Annotated in this window: 32 protein-coding genes and 1 tRNA gene; 20 read left to right on the top strand and 13 right to left on the bottom strand. The window is 60.9% G+C overall.

Annotated elements, in window-relative coordinates:
* Window positions 1–571: 571 nt before the first annotated feature.
* On the bottom strand, window positions 572–1072 hold the full coding sequence (locus tag BLT98_RS16020) for a hypothetical protein (RefSeq protein ID WP_092609329.1): 501 nt from the start codon (window positions 1070–1072) through the stop codon (window positions 572–574).
* Between BLT98_RS16020 and BLT98_RS16015 the strand changes: the two genes are divergently transcribed.
* The 3 genes from BLT98_RS16015 to BLT98_RS29545 all read left to right on the top strand — a co-directional run bounded on the left by BLT98_RS16015 (window position 1071) and on the right by BLT98_RS29545 (window position 2472).
* On the top strand, window positions 1071–1451 hold the full coding sequence (locus tag BLT98_RS16015) for a hypothetical protein (protein ID WP_092609326.1): 381 nt from the start codon (window positions 1071–1073) through the stop codon (window positions 1449–1451). The genes BLT98_RS16020 and BLT98_RS16015 overlap by 2 nt on opposite strands.
* Before the next feature lie 7 nt (window positions 1452–1458).
* Window positions 1459–1719, top strand: coding sequence for a site-specific integrase (locus BLT98_RS29550; RefSeq protein WP_244517509.1), 261 nt, complete (start codon window positions 1459–1461; stop codon window positions 1717–1719).
* Window positions 1720–1899: 180 nt separating this feature from the next.
* Window positions 1900–2472 carry a tyrosine-type recombinase/integrase gene (locus tag BLT98_RS29545; protein ID WP_244517508.1) on the top strand — a complete coding sequence of 191 codons (573 nt, stop codon included), beginning with the start codon at window positions 1900–1902 and terminating at the stop codon, window positions 2470–2472.
* A gap of 49 nt (window positions 2473–2521) precedes the next feature.
* On the opposite strand, the gene BLT98_RS16005 is transcribed toward BLT98_RS29545, so the two are convergent.
* From BLT98_RS16005 to petA, 7 genes are all read right to left on the bottom strand, one after another.
* Window positions 2522–2788 carry a DUF6953 family protein gene (locus BLT98_RS16005; RefSeq protein ID WP_092609323.1) on the bottom strand — a complete coding sequence of 89 codons (267 nt, stop codon included), beginning with the start codon at window positions 2786–2788 and terminating at the stop codon, window positions 2522–2524.
* A 332-nt stretch (window positions 2789–3120) separates the two neighbouring features.
* Window positions 3121–3196, bottom strand: a tRNA-Thr gene (locus BLT98_RS15995).
* 26 nt (window positions 3197–3222) lie between these two features.
* Window positions 3223–3735: a ClpXP protease specificity-enhancing factor gene (locus tag BLT98_RS15990; RefSeq protein ID WP_070258525.1), complete on the bottom strand. Its 513-nt coding sequence runs from the start codon at window positions 3733–3735 to the stop codon at window positions 3223–3225.
* Window positions 3736–3874: 139 nt separating this feature from the next.
* Window positions 3875–4486 carry a glutathione S-transferase N-terminal domain-containing protein gene (locus BLT98_RS15985; protein WP_010394154.1) on the bottom strand — a complete coding sequence of 204 codons (612 nt, stop codon included), beginning with the start codon at window positions 4484–4486 and terminating at the stop codon, window positions 3875–3877.
* Window positions 4487–4606: 120 nt separating this feature from the next.
* On the bottom strand, window positions 4607–5371 hold the full coding sequence (locus BLT98_RS15980) for a cytochrome c1 (protein ID WP_034783597.1): 765 nt from the start codon (window positions 5369–5371) through the stop codon (window positions 4607–4609).
* A 36-nt stretch (window positions 5372–5407) separates the two neighbouring features.
* On the bottom strand, window positions 5408–6820 hold the full coding sequence (locus BLT98_RS15975; protein ID WP_092609317.1) for a cytochrome b: 1413 nt from the start codon (window positions 6818–6820) through the stop codon (window positions 5408–5410).
* A gap of 2 nt (window positions 6821–6822) precedes the next feature.
* The gene (gene petA / locus BLT98_RS15970) at window positions 6823–7431 is read right to left on the bottom strand and encodes a ubiquinol-cytochrome c reductase iron-sulfur subunit (protein WP_034783594.1); all 609 of its coding nucleotides are present in this window, start codon (window positions 7429–7431) and stop codon (window positions 6823–6825) included.
* Between the two features lie 412 nt (window positions 7432–7843).
* Between petA and mscL the strand changes: the two genes are divergently transcribed.
* From mscL to BLT98_RS15950, 4 genes are read left to right on the top strand one after another with little or no spacing between them, the layout of a single operon-like run.
* Window positions 7844–8293, top strand: a complete 450-nt coding sequence (mscL, locus tag BLT98_RS15965) for a large conductance mechanosensitive channel protein MscL (protein ID WP_092609314.1) — start codon at window positions 7844–7846, stop codon at window positions 8291–8293.
* A gap of 41 nt (window positions 8294–8334) precedes the next feature.
* Entirely contained in the window at window positions 8335–9495 is a 1161-nt protein-coding gene (locus tag BLT98_RS15960; RefSeq protein WP_070258533.1) for a Do family serine endopeptidase, read from the top strand.
* Window positions 9496–9516: 21 nt separating this feature from the next.
* Entirely contained in the window at window positions 9517–10209 is a 693-nt protein-coding gene (locus BLT98_RS15955) for a DUF2461 domain-containing protein (RefSeq protein ID WP_092609311.1), read from the top strand.
* A 15-nt stretch (window positions 10210–10224) separates the two neighbouring features.
* Window positions 10225–10569 carry a cupin domain-containing protein gene (locus BLT98_RS15950; protein WP_225317152.1) on the top strand — a complete coding sequence of 115 codons (345 nt, stop codon included), beginning with the start codon at window positions 10225–10227 and terminating at the stop codon, window positions 10567–10569.
* Between the two features lie 14 nt (window positions 10570–10583).
* Here the strand turns inward: BLT98_RS15950 and BLT98_RS15945 are convergent, their stop codons facing one another.
* From BLT98_RS15945 to BLT98_RS15925, 5 genes are all read right to left on the bottom strand, one after another.
* The gene (locus BLT98_RS15945; protein ID WP_070258537.1) at window positions 10584–11624 is read right to left on the bottom strand and encodes an NAD(P)H-dependent glycerol-3-phosphate dehydrogenase; all 1041 of its coding nucleotides are present in this window, start codon (window positions 11622–11624) and stop codon (window positions 10584–10586) included.
* 36 nt (window positions 11625–11660) lie between these two features.
* The gene (locus tag BLT98_RS15940; protein WP_034783582.1) at window positions 11661–12122 is read right to left on the bottom strand and encodes an SH3 domain-containing protein; all 462 of its coding nucleotides are present in this window, start codon (window positions 12120–12122) and stop codon (window positions 11661–11663) included.
* 83 nt (window positions 12123–12205) lie between these two features.
* Window positions 12206–12679 (bottom strand): protein-export chaperone SecB, encoded by a 474-nt coding sequence (gene secB / locus BLT98_RS15935; RefSeq protein WP_034783580.1) that lies wholly within the window; start codon window positions 12677–12679, stop codon window positions 12206–12208.
* Between the two features lie 160 nt (window positions 12680–12839).
* Window positions 12840–13106 (bottom strand): glutaredoxin 3, encoded by a 267-nt coding sequence (gene grxC, locus BLT98_RS15930; protein ID WP_070220900.1) that lies wholly within the window; start codon window positions 13104–13106, stop codon window positions 12840–12842.
* A gap of 25 nt (window positions 13107–13131) precedes the next feature.
* Window positions 13132–13548: a rhodanese-like domain-containing protein gene (locus tag BLT98_RS15925; RefSeq protein WP_092609308.1), complete on the bottom strand. Its 417-nt coding sequence runs from the start codon at window positions 13546–13548 to the stop codon at window positions 13132–13134.
* Window positions 13549–13654: 106 nt separating this feature from the next.
* On the opposite strand from BLT98_RS15925, the gene gpmA reads away from it, so the two are divergent.
* The 13 genes from gpmA (at window position 13655) to gspD (ending at window position 26078) form a co-directional block, all read left to right on the top strand.
* Window positions 13655–14401, top strand: coding sequence for a 2,3-diphosphoglycerate-dependent phosphoglycerate mutase (gene gpmA, locus BLT98_RS15920; RefSeq protein WP_034753030.1), 747 nt, complete (start codon window positions 13655–13657; stop codon window positions 14399–14401).
* 77 nt (window positions 14402–14478) lie between these two features.
* Entirely contained in the window at window positions 14479–15942 is a 1464-nt protein-coding gene (locus tag BLT98_RS15915; protein ID WP_034783576.1) for a murein hydrolase activator EnvC family protein, read from the top strand.
* 47 nt (window positions 15943–15989) lie between these two features.
* Window positions 15990–17483 carry a S41 family peptidase gene (locus BLT98_RS15910; protein ID WP_034783575.1) on the top strand — a complete coding sequence of 498 codons (1494 nt, stop codon included), beginning with the start codon at window positions 15990–15992 and terminating at the stop codon, window positions 17481–17483.
* Window positions 17484–17491: 8 nt separating this feature from the next.
* Window positions 17492–18253, top strand: coding sequence for a HesA/MoeB/ThiF family protein (locus BLT98_RS15905; protein ID WP_092609305.1), 762 nt, complete (start codon window positions 17492–17494; stop codon window positions 18251–18253).
* A 93-nt stretch (window positions 18254–18346) separates the two neighbouring features.
* Window positions 18347–18799, top strand: coding sequence for a type II secretion system major pseudopilin GspG (gene gspG, locus BLT98_RS15900; protein ID WP_034783572.1), 453 nt, complete (start codon window positions 18347–18349; stop codon window positions 18797–18799).
* A 12-nt stretch (window positions 18800–18811) separates the two neighbouring features.
* Entirely contained in the window at window positions 18812–19306 is a 495-nt protein-coding gene (locus BLT98_RS15895) for a GspH/FimT family pseudopilin (protein ID WP_046681998.1), read from the top strand.
* On the top strand, window positions 19303–19686 hold the full coding sequence (gene gspI / locus BLT98_RS15890; protein WP_034783570.1) for a type II secretion system minor pseudopilin GspI: 384 nt from the start codon (window positions 19303–19305) through the stop codon (window positions 19684–19686). Before BLT98_RS15895 ends, gspI begins: the two co-directional genes overlap by 4 nt.
* A complete protein-coding gene (locus tag BLT98_RS15885) occupies window positions 19686–20309 on the top strand; it encodes a PulJ/GspJ family protein (protein WP_034783569.1) in 624 nt (207 codons plus the stop codon). The genes gspI and BLT98_RS15885 overlap by 1 nt, the downstream gene beginning before the upstream one ends.
* On the top strand, window positions 20306–21280 hold the full coding sequence (gspK, locus tag BLT98_RS15880) for a type II secretion system minor pseudopilin GspK (RefSeq protein ID WP_092609303.1): 975 nt from the start codon (window positions 20306–20308) through the stop codon (window positions 21278–21280). The genes BLT98_RS15885 and gspK overlap by 4 nt, the downstream gene beginning before the upstream one ends.
* 19 nt (window positions 21281–21299) lie before the next feature.
* On the top strand, window positions 21300–22529 hold the full coding sequence (gene gspL, locus BLT98_RS15875; RefSeq protein ID WP_244517507.1) for a type II secretion system protein GspL: 1230 nt from the start codon (window positions 21300–21302) through the stop codon (window positions 22527–22529).
* Complete coding sequence (gene gspM / locus BLT98_RS15870) at window positions 22526–23059, top strand: type II secretion system protein GspM (protein ID WP_034783565.1); 534 nt, start codon at window positions 22526–22528, stop codon at window positions 23057–23059. The genes gspL and gspM overlap by 4 nt, the downstream gene beginning before the upstream one ends.
* Entirely contained in the window at window positions 23056–23832 is a 777-nt protein-coding gene (gspN, locus tag BLT98_RS15865) for a type II secretion system protein N (protein ID WP_034783563.1), read from the top strand. The genes gspM and gspN overlap by 4 nt, the downstream gene beginning before the upstream one ends.
* Window positions 23829–26078 (top strand): type II secretion system secretin GspD, encoded by a 2250-nt coding sequence (gene gspD, locus BLT98_RS15860; RefSeq protein WP_070280030.1) that lies wholly within the window; start codon window positions 23829–23831, stop codon window positions 26076–26078. Before gspN ends, gspD begins: the two co-directional genes overlap by 4 nt.
* Window positions 26079–26084 lie beyond the last annotated feature (6 nt).

Genomic DNA, 26084 nt, shown 5'->3' with positions numbered 1-26084 from the left:
TCAACTCGTTATCTCGCTACCGTATGGGCGAATCGAAGGCTGATGCGATTCTTGCAAAAACTCATTAAAATCGATCTCTCCATCAATGAAGCGCCTTGTTTTCTCTAGGCAAACCATACTAGGGTTCATGCCTTCAAGACCCAAGGAAGTACGTGCGAACTCCGCAGCCCGCCTCCGACGTTCGCGCTCATCGTATGAAATATTAGCCATTTCAAGAAAATTCCTATTCGCAGATCGTATGCATTCGTGTCGAATTCGATGTCAATATATCAGGTATCGCGGACTTTAATACGCTGTCCTTGCGGACTTCGTGTTTTCACACACGCGATTGTAAGGTTTTCCGATGCAACACAAATTTTCTTGGTAATACCAACAAAATCCTTCGTGTACGCGCTTTCCGTATTGTGCTTGATCAGTAAATATCCTAGTCCTCGAACCGTATAACCCAGCCGTTCTCAAGCCAATTTAATTGAAGACCCAGGTGTCTTGAACCCGCGAAACCAGTTGCCGTCTCGTTTAGTTGTTAGTTCTTGCGGATAGCACTAAAACCAGTTCTGTTTGAGTGCTGTTATTAGATGTGACCGACCACGATGAAGGAAGGAATGGAAGCCTCGAGAAGGAGTCCGAAGACTTGGCTGTCGTTCAGGCCGCCGAGCAATAGTACCTCGCCATCGGAGGCCGTAATCGTGGTTTTCACCTGGCGTTTTATAAGCGTAGGTGAATCGCTGACACCAGTCGATGTTGCCTTGAAGCTGCTGATCTGGCCGTCAATGGCGATCTTGACCTTGCCACTGCCCAGCACCTTAGCGACGACATCTACGATTACGCCCGAAGGACGGTAAACGACGTTCTGTACCGGGTTGCCAGCATTGTCTTTGCTTGTGCTTGATACCGTCGGCGTCTCGTCACCAAAAGTGATATTCATTGGCTCATAGTCGTCTCCAGACACGCGGCTAATTGAGCGGACGACTGATGAGAGAGGTCGTTTCGCTGAGCTGGAAAAACTGACACTGATTTCTGCAAATAGCTGGAAGAGTTTTTGGCATGGGCGACAGCGGCCGACCTGCGACATGATTGCGGCCGTGTGTACGCGCTGGCCAAAATTCGCTTTCTGGCTTTCGACTGGAATTACTGATGCGAAGCATGGCCATGTAGATAGCGATGGCGCGGCTAGCTTTCCTGAGAGAAGGCGGGCACGTCGAAAAGCTGCGGAAGGGTATTGGGAGAGGGCCACGATAATGCTGGCTTGGCAGCATCGTGTGATGGAAAGTAAGGAGAGTGCTGACGAGGATGTTGAGTATGGGATTTCGCATGCACAAAAAATCCAACTACTCGAGCTGGAGATCGGACGCAACGCTGAGCAACACGCGCTTGCCGGAGTAGAGGATGTCGAGCTTGTCGCTGAGCTAGTGAAACTTAAAACACCTTCATATCTCGACGATAGCGAGTAGTGAAAATATGACCATCAAAAAATCAGAAGCCGGATGGCTTGTTGATATTCAGCCTGGTGGGCGTGGCCACAAGCGTATCCGAAAGACGTTGCCAACGAAGGCAGAAGCTTTACAGTTCGAGGCTTGGGCGAAGACGCAGGTTGTACAGAATGACGGTTGGATAAAGCCCAAGAAAAACATTACCAAATTGTCGGAGCTTATCGAGCTATGGCAGTCGCATCATGGCGTCCAGTTACGCCATACGCGCACATATGGCACGCTGCTTTGAGTTTGTGGGACGCTTGGTAATCCAATTGCCGAGCACCTGAAATCCGAGCATTTCGCGGCGTATCGTTCAGCGCGGCTGGCGGAAGGGGTAACAGCCAATACAATCAATCGGGAGCATGCATACCTGCGCGCTGTATTCAACGAGCTGATCCGCCTGGGATTCTGGACAGAGAACAATCCCTTGGCGCGACTTCGCCAGTTTAAGATCGCGGAGCGCGAGCTGTCTTATTTGAACGACGATGAGATTCGTGCACTGCTAGCCGCATTGGAGGCGCGCACGGATCGAGATGCGTTTCTGATTACGAAACTTTGCCTAGCATCTGCCGCTCGATGGAACGAAGGCGAGTCTCTGCGTATTTCTCAGCTCCATAGTGGCATGATTCACTTCACGCAAACGAAGACTGACAAGAACCGATCAGTCCCAATCGATGATTCGCTCGCCGACGAGATACGGGAATTCCATAGCGCAGGATGTAAGGATGCTTCCGGCCGGATATTCAAAAGCTCGGTTGGAGCGTTTCGTATGGCTGTCAAGGAATCTGGGATCGAGCTGTTACCTGGCCAGCTCACGCATGTCTTGCGGCATACGTTCGCAAGCCACTTTATAATGAATGGCGGGAACATCTTGACGCTGCAAAAGGTGCTTGGTCACTCCAGTCTGCAGACGACCATGATCTACGCACATCTCAGCCCTGGTCATCTTCAGGAGGCCAAACTGCTAAACCCGTTGACGCGGCTTTCCATAAAAAATTGACCTGCCGAGATGTAAACGAAGACGGGCAGCATGTTAGCTACCCGTCTAATTATCCTCTTGCGTCACGGCCTGGCTCATCTTCCTTCACTCGAAATCTCCAGTAGCGGTCTGGTTTAACCCAAACAACCATATGCTCGGTGAGTTTTCGAAACGCAGCAAGCAGTCCGGTTCCAATCACCAGGTTTCCGTCGACATTCTCGCGTAGCAAGCTGGTGACATTGCCCTTTACAAGGTGGTCTACGACGTCATCCTGGTACAGGCACCCATCTTTATGAATTTGTGCAAGCATCCATTGAGAAACGGTGTCTGGACTCATTACTCTGCTTTCGGCGTAACCAATGTGATGGAGTCAGCTGGGAACTGCCCAGACTCCAGTTTCTTTCCAGCGAACCACTGGCAGCGATAGTAATTCGTAGCGCCGCCTGCGCCCTGAACAGTCATCTCGGGACCGCCCGATTTCAATGCAACGATGTCGCCAATTTTGAAGGACTGCGCCACAATTTTCCCCCTGGGATGTTAAAAAATAGATATGGGGTTGAATTGCTTGCCTTCAAGGCTGAGTAAGCAGATGCAGGACATTGCCTTGCTGGGTGGTTGACACTCGACCAAAAGAAAAGGGCTTACATCTCTGTAAGCCCTTGATATTCTTGGTGCCGACTGCCGGTTTCGAACTGGCCACCTGATGATTACAAATCAACTGCTCTACCAAATGAGCTAAGTCGGCAAAAACTGCGCGTTGCGAATTATACGCTATTTAATGCGTGTCAGGGTCGGGCGGCCGCCTTTTTTTGGTGGCTCGTCGTCGCCGGGCGTGGCGTTGTCGCGTTGTTCGGGGGAGCCGGTCGGCACGGACGACAAGGTGGGACCGCTGGCGGCGGGGGCGAGCACGGGTGGCGGGACGTCGGCGGAGGCCGGGCTGTCCGTCGGTTGCGCGTCCGGGTCATCGTTGCCCAGCACGGGCTCGAAGGCCATGCCCTGGCCGTTTTCGTTGGCGTAGATGGCCATCACGTTGTCGACCGGCACGTAGATTTCGCGCGAGACGCCGCCAAAGCGGGCGTGGAAGCGGATGGCGTCATTGTCCATCTTCAGGCCGCTGGTGGCGCCGAAGCTGATGTTGAGCACGATTTCGCCCTTTTTCACGTATTCCATCGGTACCGTGGTGCGCGAATCGACTTTGACCGCGAGATAAGGCGTGTAGCCGCTGTCGGTGCACCACTCGTAGATGGCGCGCAGCATATAAGGTTTGGTTGAGATTTCAGACATGGTAGGCACGGTGAGGCGGGAGCGCCCCCGTCAGCATGAGGCGGGCGCACCGGTAGTTCAAAAGACTGGGACAGCGCAAAAAGCAACTTTACCACATGGCCCAAGATATTCCCGGCAAGCGTTGCTTGCCGGGAATATCTTAACGACGCATCACTTTTTCGGATGGCGTCAGCGCTTCGATGTACGCAGGACGCGAGAAGATGCGTTCGGCGTATTTCATCAGCGGTGCAGCCGTCTTCGACAGTTCGATGCCGTAGTGGTCCAGGCGCCACAGCAGCGGCGCGACAGCCACGTCGAGCATCGAGAATTCGTCGCCCAGCATGTACTTGTTCTTCAGGAACAGCGGCGCCAGGGTCGTCAGGCGGTCGCGGATTTCCGCGCGTGCCTTGTCGTGGGCCTTGTCGTTGCTCTTGGCGCGTTCGCTTTCCAGCACGTGCACGTGCACGAACAGTTCTTTTTCGAAATTGAATAGCATCAGGCGCGCGCGGGCACGCATCAGCGGATCGGCCGGCATCAGTTGCGGATGCGGGAAGCGCTCATCGATGTACTCGTTGATGATGTTCGATTCATACAGGATCAGTTCGCGTTCGACCAGGATAGGCACCTGGCCGTACGGATTCATGGTCGAAATGTCTTCCGGTTTGTTGAACAGGTCGACGTCGCGCACTTCGAAGTCCATGCCTTTTTCAAACAGGACCAGGCGGCAGCGTTGCGAAAATGGGCAGGTTGTACCCGAATAGAGAACCATCATTTTTTATAGTTCCTTAGAAACAAAGGGGGTGAAGCCGCGAACGGCTCACCCCAGGTCGCTTGTCCACTCATGCGGACAACGCAGAAACAGGCATAAACCGGCCTATGGCCGGCGCCTCACTTATTTGACTTCCTTCCAGAACGACGCGTTAAGGCGCCATGCCAGCAGAGCAAAGACCGACAGGAACAGCAGCACCCACACGCCCAGGCGCTTGCGTGTTTGCTGTGCCGGTTCGGCCATCCACTCCATGTAGCCGACCAGGTCGGCTACCGCATTGTCATACTCGATCTTGTTCAACGTACCTGGCTTGACCTGCTCGAAGCCGGCAAATTTGTGGATCTTCTTGCCAGCTTCGTGCGGATCATTCTCTTCCACGAACTTGGCAGTCTGGACACCTTGCAATTCCCATAATACATGCGGCATGGCAACATTCGGCACGACCATGTTGTTCCAGCCGGTCGGACGAGTGTCGTCTTTATAGAACGTACGCAGGTAAGTATACAGGTAGTCGCCGCCTGTGCCAGCGGAAGATGATTTCGCGCGCGAAATTACCGACAAATCCGGCGGTACGACGCCAAAGAAGGCCTTGGCGTCCTGCGGTGCCAGGGCCGTCGTCATCAGGTCGCCTACTTTATCACCTGAGAACAACAGATTCTCCTTGATCTGGATTTCCGTCAAGCCCAGGTCGCGCAGGCGGTTGTAGCGCATCGACACGGCGGCGTGGCAATTCAAGCAATAATTGACGAACAATTTGGCGCCATGCTGCAGCGCTGCCATGTTGGTCTGGCGGTCAGGCGCCTTGTCCAGCGGAAAGCCGCCTTCGCTGGCGAGAGCCATGGCAGGCACGAAGGCCAGGATGGCGAGCAGTTTTTTTGCAATCTTCATATGATGTATGTCCTTTGAGCGTGGCGTGAGAGCGGCTTAGTGCGGGTGAAACGTCACACGCGACGGCACGGTCTTGAACTGGCCCATTGCACTCCACCATGGCATCAACAGGAAGAAGCTGAAGTAAATCAGGGTGCACACTTGCGACACGATGGTCTTCGCATCCGTTGGCGCCTGGGTCCCGAGGTAGCCGAGGATCAGGAACGACAGGCCGAAGATGGCATAGATGTATTTGTGCCAGGTCGGACGGTAGCGGATCGATTTCACCGGCGAATGGTCCAGCCATGGCAGGAAGGCCAGGATCACGACGGAACCGCCGAAGAACACCACGCCCCAGAATTTCGCATCGAGCACCTGCGGCAGCATGCCGATGATGGCGACGATGGCGATGCCGGCGATGAGGGATTTGACGGTCGTCGACAGGCGCGACTTGAGCCAGATGAACACCACGTAGGCAGCCACGACACCCATCAGCACGTACATGAAGTCGGCCGTGGTGGCTCGCAGCACCGAGTAGAACGGCGTGAAGTACCAGGTTGGCGCGATGTGCAGCGGGGTTTTCAGCGAGTCGCCCGGCAGGAAGTTGTTGTACTCCAGGAAGTAACCGCCCATTTCCGGCGCGAAGAAGACGACGGCGCTGAAAATGACGAGGAAGATCGATACGCCGAACAGGTCATGCACGGTGTAGTACGGATGCGATGGAATCGAATCGACCGGGTGGCCGTCGGCGCCCAGGTTTTCCTTCACTTCGATGCCGTCCGGGTTGCTCGAGCCGACTTCATGCAGGGCGATCAAGTGCGCTGCAACCAAGCCCAGCAGTACCAGCGGGATGGCGATCACGTGGAAGGCGAAGAAGCGGTTCAGGGTCGCGTCGGACACGACGTAGTCGCCGCGGATCCACAGCGACAGGTCGGGGCCGATCAGCGGGATGGCGCCAAACAGGTTGACGATCACTTGCGCGCCCCAGTACGACATCTGGCCCCATGGCAGCAGGTAACCGAAGAACGCTTCGGCCATCAGGCACAGGAAGATGGCGAAACCGAACAGCCAGATCAGTTCACGTGGCTTGCGGTAGGAGCCGTACAGCAGGCCGCGCGTCATGTGCAGGTAGACGATGATGAAGAAGGCCGAGGCGCCCGTCGAGTGCATGTAGCGCACCAGCCAGCCCCACGGTACTTCGCGCATGATGTACTCGACGGAATTGAAGGCCAGGGCCGCATCCGGTTTGTAGTGCATGGTCAGGAAGATGCCGGTGACGATCTGCAGCACCAGCACCAGCATGGCCAGCGAGCCGAAGATGTACCAGAAATTGAAGTTTTTCGGGGCGTAGTACTTGCCCCATTGGTCGTTCCACAGCTTGGTCAGGGGAAAGCGGTCATCGACCCAGCCCAGCGCTTTTTCGGCGACGGGAGCGTCTGCCGGGAACTTCGTTTCTTTGAAAGCAGCCATGATCAAGCCTCGCCTTTCTCGTCTTTACCTATCAGCAATTTGGTGTCGCTCAGGTACATATGGCGCGGCACTTGCAGGTTGTCCGGCGCCGGCTTGTTCTTGAACACGCGGCCTGCCATGTCGAAGGTGGAGCCGTGGCAAGGGCACAGGAAGCCGCCTTCCCAGTCATCGGGCAGCGACGGTTGCGGGCCAGGGGTAAATTTCGAGGAAGGGGAGCAGCCCAGGTGGGTGCAGATGCCGACGGCGACGAGAATTTCAGGCTTGATCGAGCGCGCTTCATTCATGCAGTATTCAGGCGTGAATTCGGCGGGATTGCGTTGTGAATTGGCATCGGCGACCTTGCCATCGGTTTGCTTGAGCGACGCGATCATTTCCGGCGTGCGCTTGAGGATCCAGACCGGCTTGCCGCGCCATTCGACGGTGCGCATTTCGCCGGGTTGCAAGGTGGTGATGTCTACTTCGACCGGCGCGCCAGCCGCTTTCGCGCGCTCCGACGGCTGGAAGGTGCTTACCAAGGCTCCCGCGGTTGCCAATCCAACTACACTGCCCGCCGCGCACGTGGCGACGAGCAAGCCGCGACGGCCTGAATCGACCTGCTTTTCGTTACTCATGCAAACCCCAATCAGTCAAAATGCGAATCTTTATTATGAGTGGCAGCCGCGAAAAACCCGTCGCCGAAGCTCTTTCCCACTGTTTGCCGCAACCCGCATCTTTGTACGGTAAAGTGGCAACATCCCTGCGGAACTTCGGCCAATGGCGCAGCCCGTGCCAGTTTCTTGTTGATTATCCGGAAGTGAAAAAGCCACTTCTGGCAACCGCAAATTATAAGTGAAGCAAACAACGAATAAAACAAAAACGTTGCTTGTACCATAATTTATATACTTTTGCAGGAGGTGGCTAGTTCTTTCGAACTAGATGCGCACGGCTGTGCCGGAATTGGTCCTGCTGGCAACCACAAGTTGGTGTCCCCAGGAATCAATAGTATGATCGGCATGTTTTTATATCTATCCGAAGGAGAAATTCATGGCAATGATGAAGGAATTTAAAGAATTTGCAATGAAAGGCAATGTCGTCGATCTGGCGGTCGGTGTCATTATCGGTGGCGCCTTCGGCAAGATTGTCGATTCCCTGGTGCAAGACGTGATCATGCCGCCCATCGGCCGCATTTTCGGCGGCCTCGATTTTGCCAATTACTACCTGCCCCTGAATGGCCAGGCGACAACGATGACCCTGGTGGAAGCGAAAAAGGCGGGCGCCGTGCTGGCCTACGGTAACTTCCTGACCATTTTGCTCAATTTCGTCATTTTGGCTTTCATCATCTTCCAGATGGTGCGCCTGATGAACAAGGCCCGCCGCAGCGAACCGGTCGCGCCGGCGCCGGCACCGGCCACGCCGGAAGACATCGTGCTGCTGCGTGAAATCCGCGACTCCCTGCAGAAGAACGGACAGAATAGCAACGATCTGGCAAAATAAGTCGTTCCGGCACGGGCCGGCTGACCTGGGCAGAGAACTGTATGCGACGATTCTGGTTATTGTTTGCGCAAACCGTGACGATCGCGTTGGCGCTGTACTTTGTGTACGGCGCGCTGCGCCCGGCCAGCCGGGTACAGCAGCTGGGCTCTCCTGCGAAACCGGTGCCCGTGGTGGAAACGGCGTCCAGCAGCCTGGCGCCCGGTTCCTACCGCGACGCGGCGGCGCGCGCCATGCCTGCCGTCGTCAATATCCTCACCCTGCAAGTACCCAAGCGCGGCGCCCATCCGCTGGCGCGTGATCCCTTCTTCAAACGTTTCTTCGGCGACCGCGACCCGGACGGCGAGGATGGCGAGGACTTGAAAAACAGCCTCGGCTCGGGCGTCATCGTCAGCCATGAAGGCTATGTGCTGACGAATAACCACGTGGTCGAAGGCGCCGACGAAATCGAAGTGGTACTCACCGATGGCCGCAAGGCGCCCGCCAAGGTCGTGGGCCTGGACCCGGAAACGGACCTGGCCGTGATCAAGATCGACCTCGACAAGCTGCCCGTCATCGTGCTGGGCCAGTCGGAACTGGCGCGCGTGGGCGACGTGGTGCTGGCCATCGGCAACCCCTTCGGCGTGGGCCAGACGGTGACCATGGGCATCATCTCCGCCCTGGGCCGCAACAACCTGCACATCAACAGCTTTGAAAACTTCATCCAGACGGATGCGGCCATCAACTTCGGCAATTCGGGCGGCGCCCTGGTCGATACGCGCGGCAATCTGATCGGCATCAATACGGCGATCTACTCGCAAAGCGGCGGTTCCGTCGGCATCGGCTTCGCCATTCCCGTCTCGACGGCGAAAACGGTGATGGAAGCCATCATCAAGGATGGCCACGTGGTGCGCGGCTGGATCGGCGTGGAAACGCAGGACATCACCCCCGAGCTGGCGCAAAGCTTCAACTTGCAGCGCACCAGCGGCGCCATCATCGCCGGCGTGGTGCGCAACGGGCCGGCCGACAAGGCGGGCATCGTGCCCGGCGACATCCTGCTGACGGTGGATGGCAAGCCCGTGGGCGATACGACGGAAATGCTGAACCTGATCGCCCAACTGCCGCCCGGCGGAAAAGCTAAAATGACGGTGCTGCGCAAGAATCGCGAAGCGGCGCTCGACGTGATGGTGGGCAAGCGCCCCATCCCGAAAGAGCTTTCCAAATAGTTGCTGATCGGAATTTGACACATGCATGTGCGTGATTTGACCCAATTTTTACGTGAACTGAGCGACAACAACAACCGTCCCTGGTTTGTCATGAACAAGCCCCGCTACGATATCCTGCGCGAGGAATTCCTCGCCCTGGTTACCAGCCTGATCGGTGAGCTGGGCAAGTTTGACCCGGCCGTGAAGTACTGCAATCCGAAGAAGGCGATGTTCCGCATCAACCGCGACGTGCGTTTCGCGCACGACAAGAGCCCGTATAAAACGCGTTTTTCGGCCGCCATCGCGCCGAACGACATGCGCCGTCCCAGCAAGGCGGGCGGCCCCACGTATTATCTGCAGATCGATGGCCAGGGCAACCTGCTGTTCGGCGCTGGCGAATACATGCCGCCACCGGGCCGCCTGAAGGCGCTGCGCGAACACATGGTCAACGACGCGCCAGGTTTCTCCAAAGTGCTGAAGAATAAGCGCTTGAAGGCCCGCTTCGGCACCATCCAGAACGAGGGCAAATTGCAGCGCCCGCCCAAGGGTTTCGAGGCGGATGCCGAACATATCGAATTCATCAAGCTGAAAAGCTTTTTTGTCTGGACCGAAGTGCCGCTGCCCGTCAACGCGCCCGAGAAACTGCTGCCGACCCTGGCGGAAGGCTTGAAGGATGCGTGGCCGCTGGTCGAGTGGATGCGCGGCGCGAAAGAGCCGGAGGAAGTCACCGAGTAATTGCGGAAGGAGCACATGATGGCACTGGAGCACGCAAGTTCAGGACAGGTGATCGAGGTGCTGCGCAGGGACGGCGACGACCTGTCGCAGTTTTCCGCCATTGCGCTGGCCAAGACGGACGAACTGGAATTGATCCGCATGTGCATGCCCAAGGGCAAGACCATGCCCGAGCATCATGTGCTCGGTGAAATCACCCTGCTGTGCCTGCAGGGGCAGGTGGCGGTGACGGCGCATGGCGGCGTGCAGCTGCTGGGGCCGGGGCAGATGCTGTACCTGCTCGGCGGCCAGGCGCACGCCCTGGAAGCGCGCGAAGACAGCCTGTTATTACTGACCATACTCATGCACAAGGCGGGACGTTAGGTTTTTTCTGGCGCTCAAGCCGCCTCGGCGCGCGGATCGCGCGACAGAAGTTGCTGCACCATCACGTGCGGCAGATCGCCGTCGAACAGCACGCCGGCCACCGCGTTCGTGATCGGCATGTCGACGCCCATGCGGCGCGCCAGTTCGCGCACGGCCTTGGCGCAGGGCACGCCTTCTGCCACATGACCGAGTTCGGCCACGATGGTGGCCAGCGCCTTGCCTTGCGCCAGACCCAGGCCGACGCGGCGGTTGCGCGACAGGTCGCCCGTGCACGTCAGAATCAAGTCGCCCATGCCCGTCAATCCCATGAACGTTTCCGTCTGGCCGCCCAGGGCCGTGCCCAGGCGCGTGATTTCCGCCAGGCCGCGCGTGATCAGCGCGGCGCGCGCATTCAAGCCCAGACCCAGGCCGTCTGCCACGCCCGTGGCAATGGCCAGCACGTTCTTGACGGCGCCGCCCACTTCCACGCCCACCAGGTCTTCGCTCGCATACACGCGGATGGTGCCGCCATGCAAGGCCGAGACGACGGCGCCGCGCAAGGCCGCGCTGTGCGAGGCGATGGTCAGCGCGCACGGTAAGCCGCGCGCCACTTCCTGCGCGAACGAAGGGCCGGACAGGGCGCCGCCGGGAATATTGTCGCCCAGCACCTCCTGCACGATCTGGTGCGGCAGCAAGCCCGTGCCGCCTTCAAACCCTTTGCAGAGCCACACCAGGTTGCCGATGGCCTTGTCTTTCAATTGATGCAGCATGGGCCGCAAGCCCGCCACGGGGCAGGCGGCGATCAAGAGGCCGTGTTCGCCGTCGGCATGCGCGACGGCGGCGTCGAAATCGGCACCGATGCGCAGTTGCGGCGGCAAAGGGAAGCCGGGCAGATAGCTGTTTTCACCGCTGGCGGCCATGGCGGCCATGGCTTCGCCATTGCGACCCCACAGCAGCACGTCGTGGCGGCCGGCCAGGGCCATCGCCACGGCCGTGCCCCAGGCGCCAGCGCCCAGGATGGTGATCTTGCGGGCGGTGGGAATGATATCGGGAGTGACTTCAGGAGAAACTTGCATGCAACCTCAATGGGGCAGGGGGAACGGGTGCGGTGCTTACATGCCCCACACTTCGCTGGTCTTGACGTAGCCGCTCTGGCCATCCTTGTGGCGCACCTTGACCCAGCCGGAGGTCGGTTGCTCGCTCATTTCCAGCAGCACGCCCTTGTCGACGAGGATGATGGCGGAGGCGGTGTCATCGGGGCTGGCGCGAACCTTGAGGTTCGCGGCGCGCGCCACGAGGTTGCGCTTGGCCGACAGGCCTTTGGCTTCCGTCCAGGCCATTTCGCCGCTGGCGTCGCGCACCTTGACCCATTCGCCGTAGCTGAGCACGACTTCCAGCGGCATGCCGCGTGGCGCCACGTACAGCTTGCCGCCCTTGGAGGATGGCGCGTCGTACAGGATCACGGGAGCCGCGCCCACCGTTTTGAAATCGACGGCATGGCTGGCGGCGGTCGCCAGCAGCAGTACGGCGCCGGCCATCCAGCGGAACTTGCTCAAGAGCGCACTTTTCAACATGATATTTTTGAACCTTAACGAAACACGGCGGCCAGGCCGCCGTGTCAGGCCAGCCTTGACGGCCGGCGGGGTCTTGCAAGAGCTTAGTGCGTTTCGCTAGCTGCTGGCGCTGCGGCAGCGGCGTCAGCAATAGCTTGCAGACGTTGTTGGTAGAACACTTCGAAGTTGATCTCGGCCAGGTGCACTGGCGGGAAGCCGGCACGGGTGATCACGTCGGCGATGTTGGCGCGCAGGTAAGGGTAGATGATGTTCGGGCAGCCGATTCCCAGCAGCGGATCGAGTTGATCAGCAGGAATGTTGCGTGCTTCGAAGATACCGGCTTGCTTGCCTTCAACCAGGAAAGCGACTTTTTCGCCGACTTTGGCGGTCACGGTGATGGTCACGGTGGCTTCGAAGATGCCGTCGGCCAGAGGCGCAGCGCCCACGTCCAGAGCTACTTCGATCGCTGGTGCTTCTTGTTCCAGGAAAATAGCTGGGGAATTTGGTTGTTCCAGCGACATGTCTTTCAGGTAGACGCGTTGGATTTGGAAGACTGGTTGCAGATTTTCGTCAGACATGGAACGCTTTCGTTGTAAAGGACAAGAACGGCACACCGTTCAAATATGGTGCTTGCGGTATTCAAACCGCGCCGGGTAGGCGCGGCCAGATCAGGTGCGAGGGCAATTGTATCAAAACAATACGACAAAAAACCAAGCAATTTCTCGAACCCGCTTTATATCAGGCTGCCGTGCCATTTAACAAGGGGTCCAGCTTGCCGGCTTGATCGAGCGCATACAAATCGTCGAATCCGCCCACGTGGGTATCGCCCACATAGATCTGCGGCACCGTGCGGCGGCCCGTGCGTTCCATCATCTTGATGCGCTCTTCCGGGTCGAGGTCGACGCGGATCTTTTGCACGGCGACGCCCTTGGCTTCCAACAGGCGCTCGGCGCGCACGCAATACGGGCACACGGCGGTGCTGTAAACAATAACAGGTACGGTCATGATGATTCCTTCAGTTAATGCTGGCTTATTTCGCCAGCGACAAGGTTTTCAATGGCAAACCCTGCTTTTTCCATTCGTCGAGGCCGCCTTCCAGGCTCGTTGCCTCAGCGAAACCGGCTTTGCCCAGCAGGCCGACGGCGGTTGCCGAACGCGAACCTTTCTGGCAAACCACTACAATGGGGCGCGTTTTGAATTTTTCCAGCTCGCCCATGCGTTTTGCCAGTTCCGGCAGCGGAATATTTTTTGCCTCAGGCAAGTGGCCCGTGGCGAATTCTTCCGCGCTGCGCACGTCGACGATGATGGTTTTGCCGCGGTTGATCAGTTGCGTGACTTCCAGCACGGTCGCGCGCTTGCCGCGCATCGACAGCAGTGGCCAGAGGAGGGCGCCGCCGGAAATAATGACGATGGCAAACAGAAAAATGTGGTCGATAATGAATTTCACGTAGGGTCCAATGGTTTAAGTCAATCCGCGCATTATAAAATAGAAGCTGGACGAGGTCTTTTTACGTTTTGCTTTTTTGATTTGAACCCCTTGAGAAGATAGAACTATGTACAAAATCGTTTTCATGCGTCACGGCGAGTCCACCTGGAACCTCGATAACCGCTTCACCGGCTGGACCGACGTCGATCTGACGGAAAAGGGCGTCAACGAAGCCAAGGCCGCCGGCCAGATCCTCAAGCAGGAAGGTTTTACGTTCGACGTGGCCTACACTTCCGTCCTGAAGCGCGCCATCCGCACCCTGTGGCTGGCGCTCGACGAGATGGACATGATGTATTTGCCGATCAAGAACGACTGGCGCTTGAACGAGCGCCACTACGGCGCCCTGCAAGGCCTGGACAAGGGCGAGACGGCTGCCAAGTATGGCGACGAGCAAGTATTGGTATGGCGCCGCAGCTACGACACGCCGCCGCCGCCGCTGGCGGAGGACGACGACCGCGCCTCGTTCAACGATCCGCGCTACGCGGGCCTGCCGAAAGCGTCGATTCCGCTGACCGAATGCCTGAAAGACACCGTGGCGCGCGTGATGCCGGCCTGGGATGAAGAAATCGCCCCCGCCATCCGCGCCGGCAAGAAAATCATCATTTCGGCCCACGGCAACAGCCTGCGCGCGCTGATCAAGATGCTCGATGGCATCAGCGACAGCGACATCGTCGGCCTGAACATCCCGAACGGCCAGCCGCTCGTGTATGAACTGGACGCCGACCTGAAACCGATCCGTCATTACTACCTGGGCGACCCGGCAGCGATTGCGGCAGCGCAAGCGGCCGTGGCGAACCAAGGGAAGGCCAAGTAATTTTGTCGTCTTTCTTCCGCGGCACAGCCATCGCCCCCTCTGCTGAACGACCCCTGCCGGCGTGGCGCGCCGGTGCCATGCTGTGCCTGGCGCTGCTGCTTTCCAGCGGTGCCGCGCAGGGCGCCAAGCCCACCGAACGCAGCAAGCAGAAGGCGGCCGCGGAAGCACAACGTGCTGGATTGCAACAAAAACTGACGGCGCTCAAGCGCGACATCAGCCGCACGGAAAGCGCCAAGGATGACGCGGCCGATACCCTGGCCGAATCGGAAGAAGCCATTTCCAACGCCAACCGTGCCTTGCGCGACCTGGCGCAGGAGCAAAGCGAGACGGGCGTGAAACTCAATGCGCTGGGGCAAGAGCACCAGCAATTGACGGCCACCGTCGAGAAACAAAAGACGCAGCTGTCGAAGTTGCTGCGTGAACAATATGTCGCCGGCAACGAAGACCGCATCAAGCTGCTCTTGTCGGGTGACAACCCCAACCGCATCAACCGCGACTTGCAATTGATGGCGTACGTGTCGCAGGCGCAGGCGCGCCTGCTGGAAGCCTTGCGCGCCAACTTGCTGGCCGTGGAGAAAAACCAGGCGGACGTGCAGAACGCCAAGGATGAACTGGAAGAAATTGCGCAGGAAGAGCGCGACCAGAAAGCCTTGCTGGTGCAGGAGAAGGCGCGCCGCGCCGCCTTGCTGACGAGCTTGTCTCAGCGCCTGGTGGCCCAGCGCAAGGAAGTGGGCAATGTCGAGCGCGACGAACAGCGCATGGGCAATCTGGTCGACAAGCTGGCAAAACTGATCGAAGAGCAGGCCGCCGCTGCCGCAGCGGAAAAGAAACGCCAACAATTGCTGGCCGAGCAACGGGCCGCCGCCAAGGCAGCCGCCGACGCCAAGATCGCGGCGGAAAAACGCGAACGCTTGCTGGCCGCGCGCGCCAAGGCCGCCCAGGCGCAGGCTGAACGCGAACGCATTGCGAAAGAGCAACAAAACAAGTCGGGCAAGATCAAGCCGCAAACGCCGCCACCGCCGCCCGTGAAACTGGAACCGATCGACGACGACGAACCGCCGCAAGTGGCCAAGGTGACGCCGAAACCCGAACCGAAGCCGGAACCGGAGCCGGAACGCCCAAGCCTGGGACCGGCCGCGCCAGCCGGCGCCTTTGCCAGCTTGAAAGGGCAGCTGCGCGCCCCCGTGGCGGGCAAGATCGCGGCCCGTTTCGGCAGCAAGCGCGGTGACGGCCCCAGCTGGAAGGGCGTGTTCATCCGCACGGGCGAAGGCAGCGAGATCCACGCCATCGCCGGCGGCCGTGTCGTGTTTTCCGACTGGTTGCGCGGTTTCGGTAATTTGATCATCGTTGATCATGGCGGCCAGTACATGAGTATTTATGGCAATAACCAATCGCTGCTGAAACGTGTGGGCGACGCCGTCAAGGGCGGCGACGCCATTGCCAGCGCGGGCAACAGCGGCGGCAACGAGGAATCAGGGCTATACTTTGAATTGCGTCATCAGGGCCGCGCCTTCGATCCAGCCACCTGGGTGAAGTTTTAAGTTCCCACCATTGCTGCGGCAGCGAATTTGTAGATTGCGAAGAATACATGGGTATCAAAGTCAAAAGTATCGGCCTGATCGGTCTGGGCGTTCTGGCCGGCATCGGCATGTCGCTGCAGTTCCCGGCCGTGGCGCAGAAAATCACGAATGCCCCGCTGCCCCTCGACGAGTTGCGCCAGCTGTCCGACGTCTTCGGCCTGATCAAGACCGATTATGTCGAGAAGGTGGAAGACAAGAAACTCTTGACGGAAGCCATTTCCGGCATGGTGTCGTCGCTGGACCCGCATTCTGTCTACCTCGATAAAAATGCCTTCAAGGAAATGCGCGAAAGCGTGCAGGGCAAGTTTGTCGGCATCGGCATCGAAGTGAGCATGGAAGACGGCTACGTGAAAGTCGTTTCGCCCATCGAGGACAGCCCCGCCGCCAAGGCCGGCATCCTGGCGGGCGACCTGATCACCCGCCTCGACAATATCCCGCTGAAAGGCTTGCAGCTGGAAGAAGTCATCAAGAAGATGCGCGGCCAGCCCGGCAGCAAGCTGGTGCTGACCATGTCGCGCAAGGGCGAGAGCAAGCCGCTGGTGTTTCCCATCGTGCGCGAGGAAATCCGCGTGCAAAGCGTGAAGGCCAAGATGGTCGCGCCCGGCTATGCCTGGCTGCGCATCGCCCAGTTCCAGGAACCGACCGTTGATGACATGGTCAAAAAGATCAACGCGCTGTATGCGCAAGACCCCAAGCTCAAGGGCCTGGTGCTGGACTTGCGCAACGATCCCGGTGGCGTCGTGCCGGGCGCCATCGGCGTGGCAACAGCATTCCTTCCGGGCAACTCCGTGATCGTGTCCACCAAGGGCCAGTTGCCCGAGTCGAAACAGGTGTTCTATGGCCGCCGCGAATTCTATGCGCCGCCGGGCGCCAAGGCCGACCCGCTGGCCAAGCTGCCGGCCGCGCTGAAAACCGTGCCGCTGGTGGTGCTGGTCAATGCGGGTTCCGCGTCCGCCTCGGAAATCGTCGCCGGCGCCTTGCAGGATTACCAGCGCGCCACCGTCATCGGCACGCAAACGTTCGGCAAGGGTTCCGTACAAACCTTGCGCCAGATCACGGCCGACACGGCCGTCAAGCTGACGACGGCCCGCTATTACACGCCGAAAGGCCGGGCCATCCAGGCGCGCGGCATCGTGCCCGACCTGCTGGTCGATGAAACGGCCGAGGGCGATGGCTGGAACAGCCTGCGCATCCGCGAGGCGGACCTGGAAAAACACTTGAGCAGCAACGATGGCAAGCCGGAAGCGGCCAAGCCGACGATGGAAGGCATGCAGGATCAGCTGGAAGAAGAGCAGCGCCTGATCGCCACGGCGAAAAAGCGCAAACCGCTGGAATACGGCGCCAAGGATGATTTCCAGCTGCAGCAAGCCTTGAACCATTTCCAGGGCTTGCCGGTGCAGCTGGCCAAGGTGGACCCGAAGGCGGAGAAGATCGGCGCCAAGCCGGAAATTGCTTCCGACATCAAGGCCGATGACAAGAAGACTCCTGTACGGAAACCGTAGTCGCCGCCATGAACGACCATCAGCTGCTGCGCTACTCGCGCCACATCCTGTTAGACGAGATCGGCATCGAAGGCCAGCAAGCCTTGCTCGATGCGCATGTGCTGGTGATCGGCGCGGGCGGGCTCGGTTCGCCAGCCGCCATGTACCTGGCGGCCAGCGGCGTCGGCAAGCTGACCCTCGTCGATGACGACACGGTCGACCTGACCAATCTGCAGCGCCAGATCGCCCACACGACGGCGCGCGTGGGCCAGCCGAAAGTGCTGTCGGCGCGCGAAACCTTGACCGGCATCAATCCCGAGATCGACATCATCGCCTTGCAGGAACGCCTCGACGGTGCGCGACTGGCCGAACTGGTCTTATCCAGTACGGTGGTGCTCGACTGCACCGACAACTTCGCCACGCGCCACGCCGTCAACCGCGCCTGCGTGGCGGCCAGGGTGCCGCTGGTGTCGGGCGCCGTGATCCGTTTCGACGGACAAGTGAGCGTGTTCGACCCGCGCACGGGCAAGCAGCCATGTTATTCCTGCCTGTTTCCGCAGGAGCAGCAGTTCACGGACGAGGCATGCTCGACCATGGGCGTGTTCGCGCCGCTGGTGGGCGTGGTGGGCGCCATGCAGGCGGCCGAAGCGCTGAAACTGATCATGGGCGTGGGAGAGTCCTTGGCCGGACGGCTGCTGCTGCTTGACGGTTTGCACATGGAATGGAGCAGCATGCGCGTCGCGCGCGACCCCGGCTGCGCCGTTTGCGGCGAAGTGGTCTTGCCGGCCTGACAGCCCCCGCAGAAATTTTTCCCTATATGACAGGCTTTGTCATATTTCCGCTTTATACTCTGCACTCATTACTCACCTTCTTCTCTCTTTCTTATGCAAAACGCAGCAAACCGTTCGATACGCCAGCGCCGCGCGCGCGGCTTCACTTTGATCGAAATCATGGTCGTGGTGGTGATCATGGGTATCCTCGCGTCGCTGGTGGTGCCCAAGCTGATCGCCCGCACGGGCGAGTCGAAAGTGGCGGCGGCGAAGGTCGACATCGCCACCGTGATGCAAGCTTTGAAACTGTATCGCCTGGATAACCAGCGCTACCCGACCACCGAACAGGGCTTGCAGGCGCTGATCGAAAAACCGACCACGGGACCGGCCGCGAATGGCTGGAAAGCGGGCGGTTACCTGGAAAAGATGCCGAAGGATCCATGGGGCAACCCGTACCAGTTCCTGTCACCGGGCGTGAAAGGCGAAGTTGACATCATTTCGCTGGGCGCCGACGGCCAGCCTGGCGGTAGCGGCGACGATGCCGATATCGGCTCCTGGGAACTGTAAGTTTTCCATTGCATGCCTGCCATGACCACCGGCCGTGCACTGCCCCGGCCACGCGCCAGCGGCTTCACGCTGATCGAGCTGCTGGTGGTGATGGTCATCATTGGCGTCACCCTGGGCCTGGTGTCGCTGAACGCCATGCCGAATGGCCAGCAAGCGCTGCAGAAGGAAGCCGAGCGCATCGCGCTGCTGCTGCAACTGGCGCGCGATGAAGCCATCGTGCGCAGCCGGCAGGTGGCGTTCGAGGCTGACGAAAATCAATACCGTTTCCTGGTCCTCAATGAAAAGCTGTGGCAACCCGTGACGCAGGACGATTTGCTGCGCGAGCGGGCGTTTGCCAACACGCCCATGCTGCTCAGCGTGCAGCCGTCGAACAGCGTAGCCCAGCCTTTGCGTATCATCTTCGGCCGCGAACCGGTCGACAAGCCTTTCGTGCTGACCCTGGCCAGCGGCGAACGCAGCGTGGCCATCCGCGCCGACGGCATCGGCCACTTCACGGTCGAGCAATGATGCGGCTCCCACGTCATGGCCGCCAGCGCGGCTTCACTTTGCTGGAAGTGCTGGTCGCCCTCGTCATCGTCGGCACGGCCCTGGGCGCCTCGCTGCGCGCCGTCGGCAGCCTGACGCAGAACAGCGATGGCTTGCGCAGCGCCATGATGGCCACCTGGTCGGCGGAAAACCACCTGGTGCGCTTGCGCCTGGCGAAGACGTTCCCGCAGACGGGCAAGCGCACGGTCGACTGCCCGCAGGGCGACCTGAAACTGATCTGTGAAGAAGAAGTGGTGGCCACGCCGAATCCCCGCATCCGGCAAGTGCGCGTCAACGTGTATGACGCGCAATATCCGGCCCGGCGCATCGTGCGCCTGGTGTTACTTTCCTTTAACGACTGATGGCGCGCCGCACTGTTCCTGCTGGCGGTTTCACCCTGATCGAGCTGCTCGTGGCGATCGGCATCCTGGCCATGGTCGCCGTGCTGGGCTGGCGCGGTCTGGACAGCATCATGCGTTCGCGCGAAGTGCTGACCAGCCAGCTCGAGCAGGCGCGCGGCATGCAGCTGGCGTTTGCCCAGATGCAGAGCGATTGCGACCACCTGGCCGGCGCCGGCTTGAGCACGAGTTTGCTCAATGGCCGCATCAACCTGTCGGCGGAAAATGACCGCCTGACCCTCGTGCGCCTGGCCGCGTCGGAACAGGAACCGCAACAGTTGCAAGTGGTCACTTACCGCCTGCGCGGCGGGGTGCTGACGCGGCGCGAGTCGAACGGCACGCGCGACCTGGCCGTACTCGACACCTTGTGGCAGGCCGCGCGCGACGATACGGATACCTCCAGCGCCGACGTGGCCCTGATGCAGGGTGTCGACAGCATGGTCATGCGCGGCTGGAGCAATGGCGCCTGGAATGTGCTGACGGCGGGCGCCACCATCTCCAAGCAGGTGCCGGGCCTGGAAGTGACCTTGCAGATGCCGGGCCAGGACGCGGGCCTGTCCAAAGTCTTTTTACTGGGGCCGGGATGAAGCCGTTTACGCGCCCTTCGCGCCAGCGCGGCGTGGCCGTCATCACGGCCTTGCTGCTGACGGCGCTGGCGATTACCGTCGTCGCCAGCCTGTTCTGGCAGCAGCAGGTGCAGGTGCGTTCGATGGAAAACCAGCGTTTGCGTCTGCAGACGCAGTGGGCCATGCGTGGCATGGTCGACTTTGCCCGCTTCTGGCTGCGCCAGGACAATCCCATGCTGACGGCCGCCGACGGCGTGTGGGCCACGCCCATCGAGGAAGCGCGGCTCGACGATTATGTGGACCGTGAAAAGGTCGACACGGAAAAATTCGACGCCACCGTCTCGGGCCGCGCGCTCGATGCGCAGGCGCGCTTCAATATCACCAACCTGGTCGACGCCACGGGCAGCATCAATCCGAAACAGGTGCTGGCCTACCAGCGCCTGTTGGCCAACATGAAGCTCGACAGCGGCCTGGCGCAAGCGACGGCCGATGCCGTGCTGCGCGCGCGGCCGAAACCACGCGCTGCCGACAGCGGCGCCGATGGCAAGACGCCCGTTGCCACGCCTGCCACGGGCGGCGGCAGCGAGCCGGTGGCCTTCACGCAGATCGAGGATTTGCTGGCCGTGCCCGGCTATACGCCGCAGATGGTCGAGCAGCTGCGCGATGTCGTCATCATCTTGCCGGAGATCACGGGAGTCAACGTGAATACGGCGCCGGCCGAGGTGTTGGCGGCCGTGACGATGATGTCGCTGTCCGAGGCCAGCGCCCTGACCTTGAGCAATCCGCGCAAAAAGTTTGTCGATAAGTTAAATTTCCAGAATAATATTAATGCTGAACTGATTGAAGGCGTGGAACTCGATGTGAAGAGCCGCTATTTCCTCACCGTCATCCGCGTGCGGCTGGACCGTGCCGCCCTGGATGCCGTGGCGCTCATCAATCGAAAAACGGATCCGCAGCGCACCACCAGCCTGGTCTGGTTGCGGGAAAATTAACAGCTGAAAGCGAGTCACTTTGACAATATTGTATATCCGTCACCCGGCCAAGGCGTCCACCGACAGCGCGCCTGCCTGCTCCTTCGTGCTGGCCGGCGACGGCGGCGCCCTGCTGCAGCAAGGCAGCGCGCCGCTGGGCAGCCTGGGCCAGCTGATTGCTGGCGCGAAGCAGGTGGTGCTGCTGCTGGCCGCGGCCGACGTGACCCTGCTGCGCCTGAAAATGCCGCCGCTGGCCGGCGCCCGCTTGCGCGCGGCCTTGCCGGGCCTGGTGGAAGAACACATCCTCGGCGACACCCAGGATTGCCTGCTGGCCGCTGGCGCGCCCGACGCGGCCGGCATGCGCACGGTGGCCGTGGCGCAGCGCGCCTGGGCCGAGGTACTGGTGAAGGCCTTGCTGGCGCAGGGCGCGCGCAAGGTGGCGCTGCTGCCGTCGCAGTTGTGCCTGCCCTTGCAGCCGGGCAGCGTGACGGCCGCCCTGCAGGCAAGCGGCGATGGCCTGGAACTGGCCTTGCGCCAGGCGCCGCAAGAGGGCCTGGGCCTGGTCTTGCCAGCCCAGCCGCAGCAGGCGCTGCTGACGACGCGCGCGTTTGCCGGCGACGTGCCCCTGACGGTCTATGTGGCACAGGCCGAGCTGGCGCAGTATCAGCAGCTCGCTGCGGGCATGGATGGCGTGACGGTGGAGCTTGACCATTGGGCGCACTGGATCGCCGGCGCCAAAAATGCGGGACTGGACCTGGCCGCCGCCCTGGACACGGCGACGGGATCGGCCACCGAATGGCGCCGCTGGCGCTGGCCGCTGCGCTTGGCGCTGCTGGCCGTGATCGTCAACCTGGCCGGCATGAATATCGAATGGATGCGGCTGAAGCGCGAGGCCGCCACCGTGCGCACCTCGATGCAGCAAACCTTCAAGGCCGCGTATCCGAACGAAGCGCCCGTGTATGGCCTGGAAGCGGAGCAGATGCGGCGCAATATCGCTGCTGCCCGCCTGCAGGGCGGGCAAGCGAGCATGGATGACTTCACCAGCATGAGCGCGGCGCTGGGCGAAGCGCTGGGCGGCCTGGCCGGACGCGGTGTGGTGGCGTCGCTGGAATACCGCGAGCGCAGCCTGATCGTCAGGCTGAAGCCGGACATGGTTGACGCCAGCGCGCAGGCGCAGGTGCGCGACGGCCTGGCCGCGCGCAAGCTGGCCTTGAATGAAACGGCGCCGGGCGTGTGGAAGATCACGCCGGCCACGGGAGCAAAAGCATGAGTGCAGCAGTCAACAAGGCGCGCGCCGCGTGGGCGGGGCAGCAGCAGGCCGTGCAGGCCTTCTGGGCCGAGCGCACGCAGCAGGAGCGCAAGCTCTTGAGCATCGGCGGCGTGGTGGCGGGGCTGGCCCTCGTCTACGCCGTCTTCTTCGAGCCGGCCTGGACGGGCCGCATCGCCTTGCAAAAGAGCTTGCCCGAACTGCGCCAGAACGCGGCCCAGCTGCAGGCGCTGGCGCGCGAAGCGGGCGACCTGGCGCGCCAGGCGCCCGTGCAGGTGGCACCCATGAGCCGTGACAGCATTGACGCCTCGCTGAAAGCGCGCGGCCTGGCGCCGCAATCGCTGTCGCTGACGGGAGAGTACGCGCGCGTGCAGCTGAATGGCGTGCCATTTGCCAGCGTCATGCTGTGGCTGGACGGCTTGCGCCGCGAAGGCCGCGTGGCGGTGCAGGAAGCGAAGATCACGGCGCAGGGCAAGGCGGGACTGGTCGATGCCAGCCTGACCCTGCACCAGAGCCCGGGCGCGGCGCGATGATGCGCTTGCTTGCCTGGCTGCTGGCCATCATCGTCAGCGTCTGCGTCACCCTGCTGGTGTTTTTCCCGGCCGGCTGGGTGGCCAGTATCGTGGAAAAGCAGACGGGCGGACGTTTGACCTTGGGCGATGCGCAAGGTACCCTGTGGCGCGGCTCGGCCTTTATCGGCGGGGCGGCCAGCGCGAATGGCGCCGTGACGCCGCTGCTGCCGGGGCGCTTCAGCTGGCGCATTTCGCCATCCGTGCTGTGGGGATCGGTGGATGTGGAATTGCAGAATGCGCAGGCGCTGTCGCAGGCGGTGAACCTGCGCGGTTCATGGTCGCACTGGCAGGTCAGCCCGGCGGCCCTGCTGCTGCCGGCCGATGGCCTGGGCGGCCTGGGGGCACCTTTGAATACCGTGGCGCCGACGGGCAGCATGCGCCTGTCGTGGAGCACCTTGCAGCTGGCACTGGAAAAACAGCAGTTTTCCGCCGTCGGCCGCACGACCTTGCAAATGACGGACATGGCGTCGCGCCTGTCGTCCTTGCGTCCGCTGGGCAGTTATGAGCTCGATTTTGATTGGCAGGGGCAGCAGGCGGCATTGACCTTGCGCTCCATCAGGGGACCGCTGCTGCTCGACGGCAGCGGCAGCCTGCAACAGGGGCGCATGCAGTTTTCCGGCCAGGCCCAGGCCGCAGCAGGATATGAAGAGACCTTGGCGAGTTTGTTGAATTTGCTGGGACAGCGCCGTAGCAATAGCGAAAAAAACATCATCGCCTTAGAGTTCAGACAATGAAAAAACCATCCGTGAGCCCAAATAAATCCACCTTCTCGCTGCGCCGCCTGTCGGCCGCCGCCTTGCTGTGCTGTTCCGTGGCCGGCATGCCGGCGCCCGTCTGGGCCGCGCCCGGCGACGAAGCGGCGCTCAATTTTGTCGGCGCCGACATCGAGTCCGTGATCAAGGCGGTGGGCCATTACACCAACATCAATTTCGTCATCGACCCGCGCGTCAAGGGCACGATCACGCTGGTGTCGGAAAAATCCATCAGCAAGACGCAGGCCTTCGCCCTGCTGGCATCGGCCTTGCGCCTGCAAGGCTATGCGGTGGTCTCCGGCGACGGCTATGCGAAAGTGGTGCCGGAAGCGGACGCCAAGCTGCAATCCGTGCCGACCCAGGTGGGCAACGGCGCCAGCCAGGTGAAGGGCGACCAGATCGCCACCCAGGTGTTTTATCTGAACTACGAATCGTCGGCCAACCTGCTGGCCGTGCTGCGCCCTTTGATTTCGCCGAACAACACGATCAACGCCAACCCGGGCAATAACTCGCTGGTGATCACCGATTATGCGGATAACCTCAAGCGCCTGGCGAAGATCATCGCCGCGCTCGACGTGCCCGCCTCGACGGATCTGGACGTGATCCCCGTGCGCTATGCCATCGCGTCCGACCTGGCCTCGATGGTGAACAAACTGATGGAAGGCGGGAATGCGGGCGGCGCTGCAGGGGCCGATGCGGGCAAGGTCTCCGTGCTGGCCGATCCGCGCACCAATTCGCTGGTGCTGCGCGCACCGTCGGCGGCGCGCGCCAACCTGGCCAAGTCGCTGATCTCGAAGCTGGACCAGCCCACCACGCAGCTGGGCAATGTGCACGTGGTGTACCTCAAAAATGCGGACGCCACCAAGCTGGCGCAAACCCTGCGCTCGGTCGTGACGTCGGACGGCACGGCCGCCTCGGCGCAGCAGCCGACCAGCAACAGCCTGAATACGAATAACCAGAATAACCAGGGCAGCGGCATGAACAGCACTGGCCTGGGCGGCAATACGCAAAGCGGCACCTCGGGCGGCGCTTCGCTGAGCAACGGGCCGCAGCAGCTGTCGTCGGGCGGCGCGGCCGGCTTCATCCAGGCCGACGCTTCCACCAACACCTTGATCCTGACCTGCAACGAGGCTGTCTACCGCAACCTGCGCGCCGTGATCGACCAGCTCGACGTGCGCCGCGCCCAGGTCTACATCGAGGCGCTGATCGTCGAAGTGACGTCGGCCAAGGCCTCCGAATTCGGCGTGCAGTGGCTGGGGCTTTCCGGCGACAGCAACAGCAGCTACCGCGTGGGCGCGCTGCAGTCGTTCGCCGGCGGCACCGACAACAATATCGCCAAGCTGGCGCTGGGCGGCGGCAAGGTGCTGCCGACGGGCGGCCTGACCCTGGGCATCTTCAAGCAGATCAACGGCGCGCTGGGCCTGGGCGCCGTGGCGCATGCGCTGGAATCGGACGGCAACGCGAATATCCTGTCGACGCCGAACCTGATCACCCTGGACAACGAGCTGGCCACCATCAAGGTGGGCCAGAACGTGCCTATCCTGACGGGCCAGTACACGAGCACGGCCGGCACCAACACGAATCCGTTCCAGACCATCGACCGCAAGGAAGTGGGCCTGACCCTGAAGGTGCGTCCGCAGATTTCCGAAGGCGGCACCATCAAGCTGGGCATCTATCACGAAACGTCGAGCGTGGACAAATCCACGTCGACGGCCGTCAGCGGCATCACCATCAACAACCGCGTGATCGAAAACAATGTGCTGGCCGACGATGGCCAGATCATCGTGCTCGGCGGCCTGATCGAGGACAGCACGGGCGACAATGCGGAAAAAGTGCGCGGCCTGGGCGACATTCCCCTGATCGGCAACCTGTTCAAGTACCAGACGCGCGAGCGCAAGAAAACCAATCTGATGATCTTCCTGCGCCCTGTCATCGTGCGCAACAAGGAGCAGAGCGGCAGCCTGGCGGCCGACCGCTACGACTACATGCGTTCGGCCGAGACGGCCGCCGTGCCGGCGTCGGGCAATTTGATGCTGAAAGACCTGGGCACGCCTGTGCTGCCGGCCTTGCAGGATGGCCAGCCGGTGGGCGGCAACATGGTGACGCGTCCCGTGCCGCCAGCGCCGACGCCGCCGCCAGGCGCGCCGGCCAACGCGGCCACGCCGCCGCAGTCGCTGCTGCAGCAATACCAGCAGCAGCCGCAACAGATGCCGCAGCCGCAGAAGTGATGGGAC

It is taken from the genome of Janthinobacterium sp. YR213, assembly GCF_900099875.1.
GTDB lineage: Bacteria > Pseudomonadota > Gammaproteobacteria > Burkholderiales > Burkholderiaceae_D > Janthinobacterium > Janthinobacterium lividum.
Note: the sequence above shows the minus strand (reverse complement) of the source record. Positions and strands in the feature narration are given on the sequence as shown.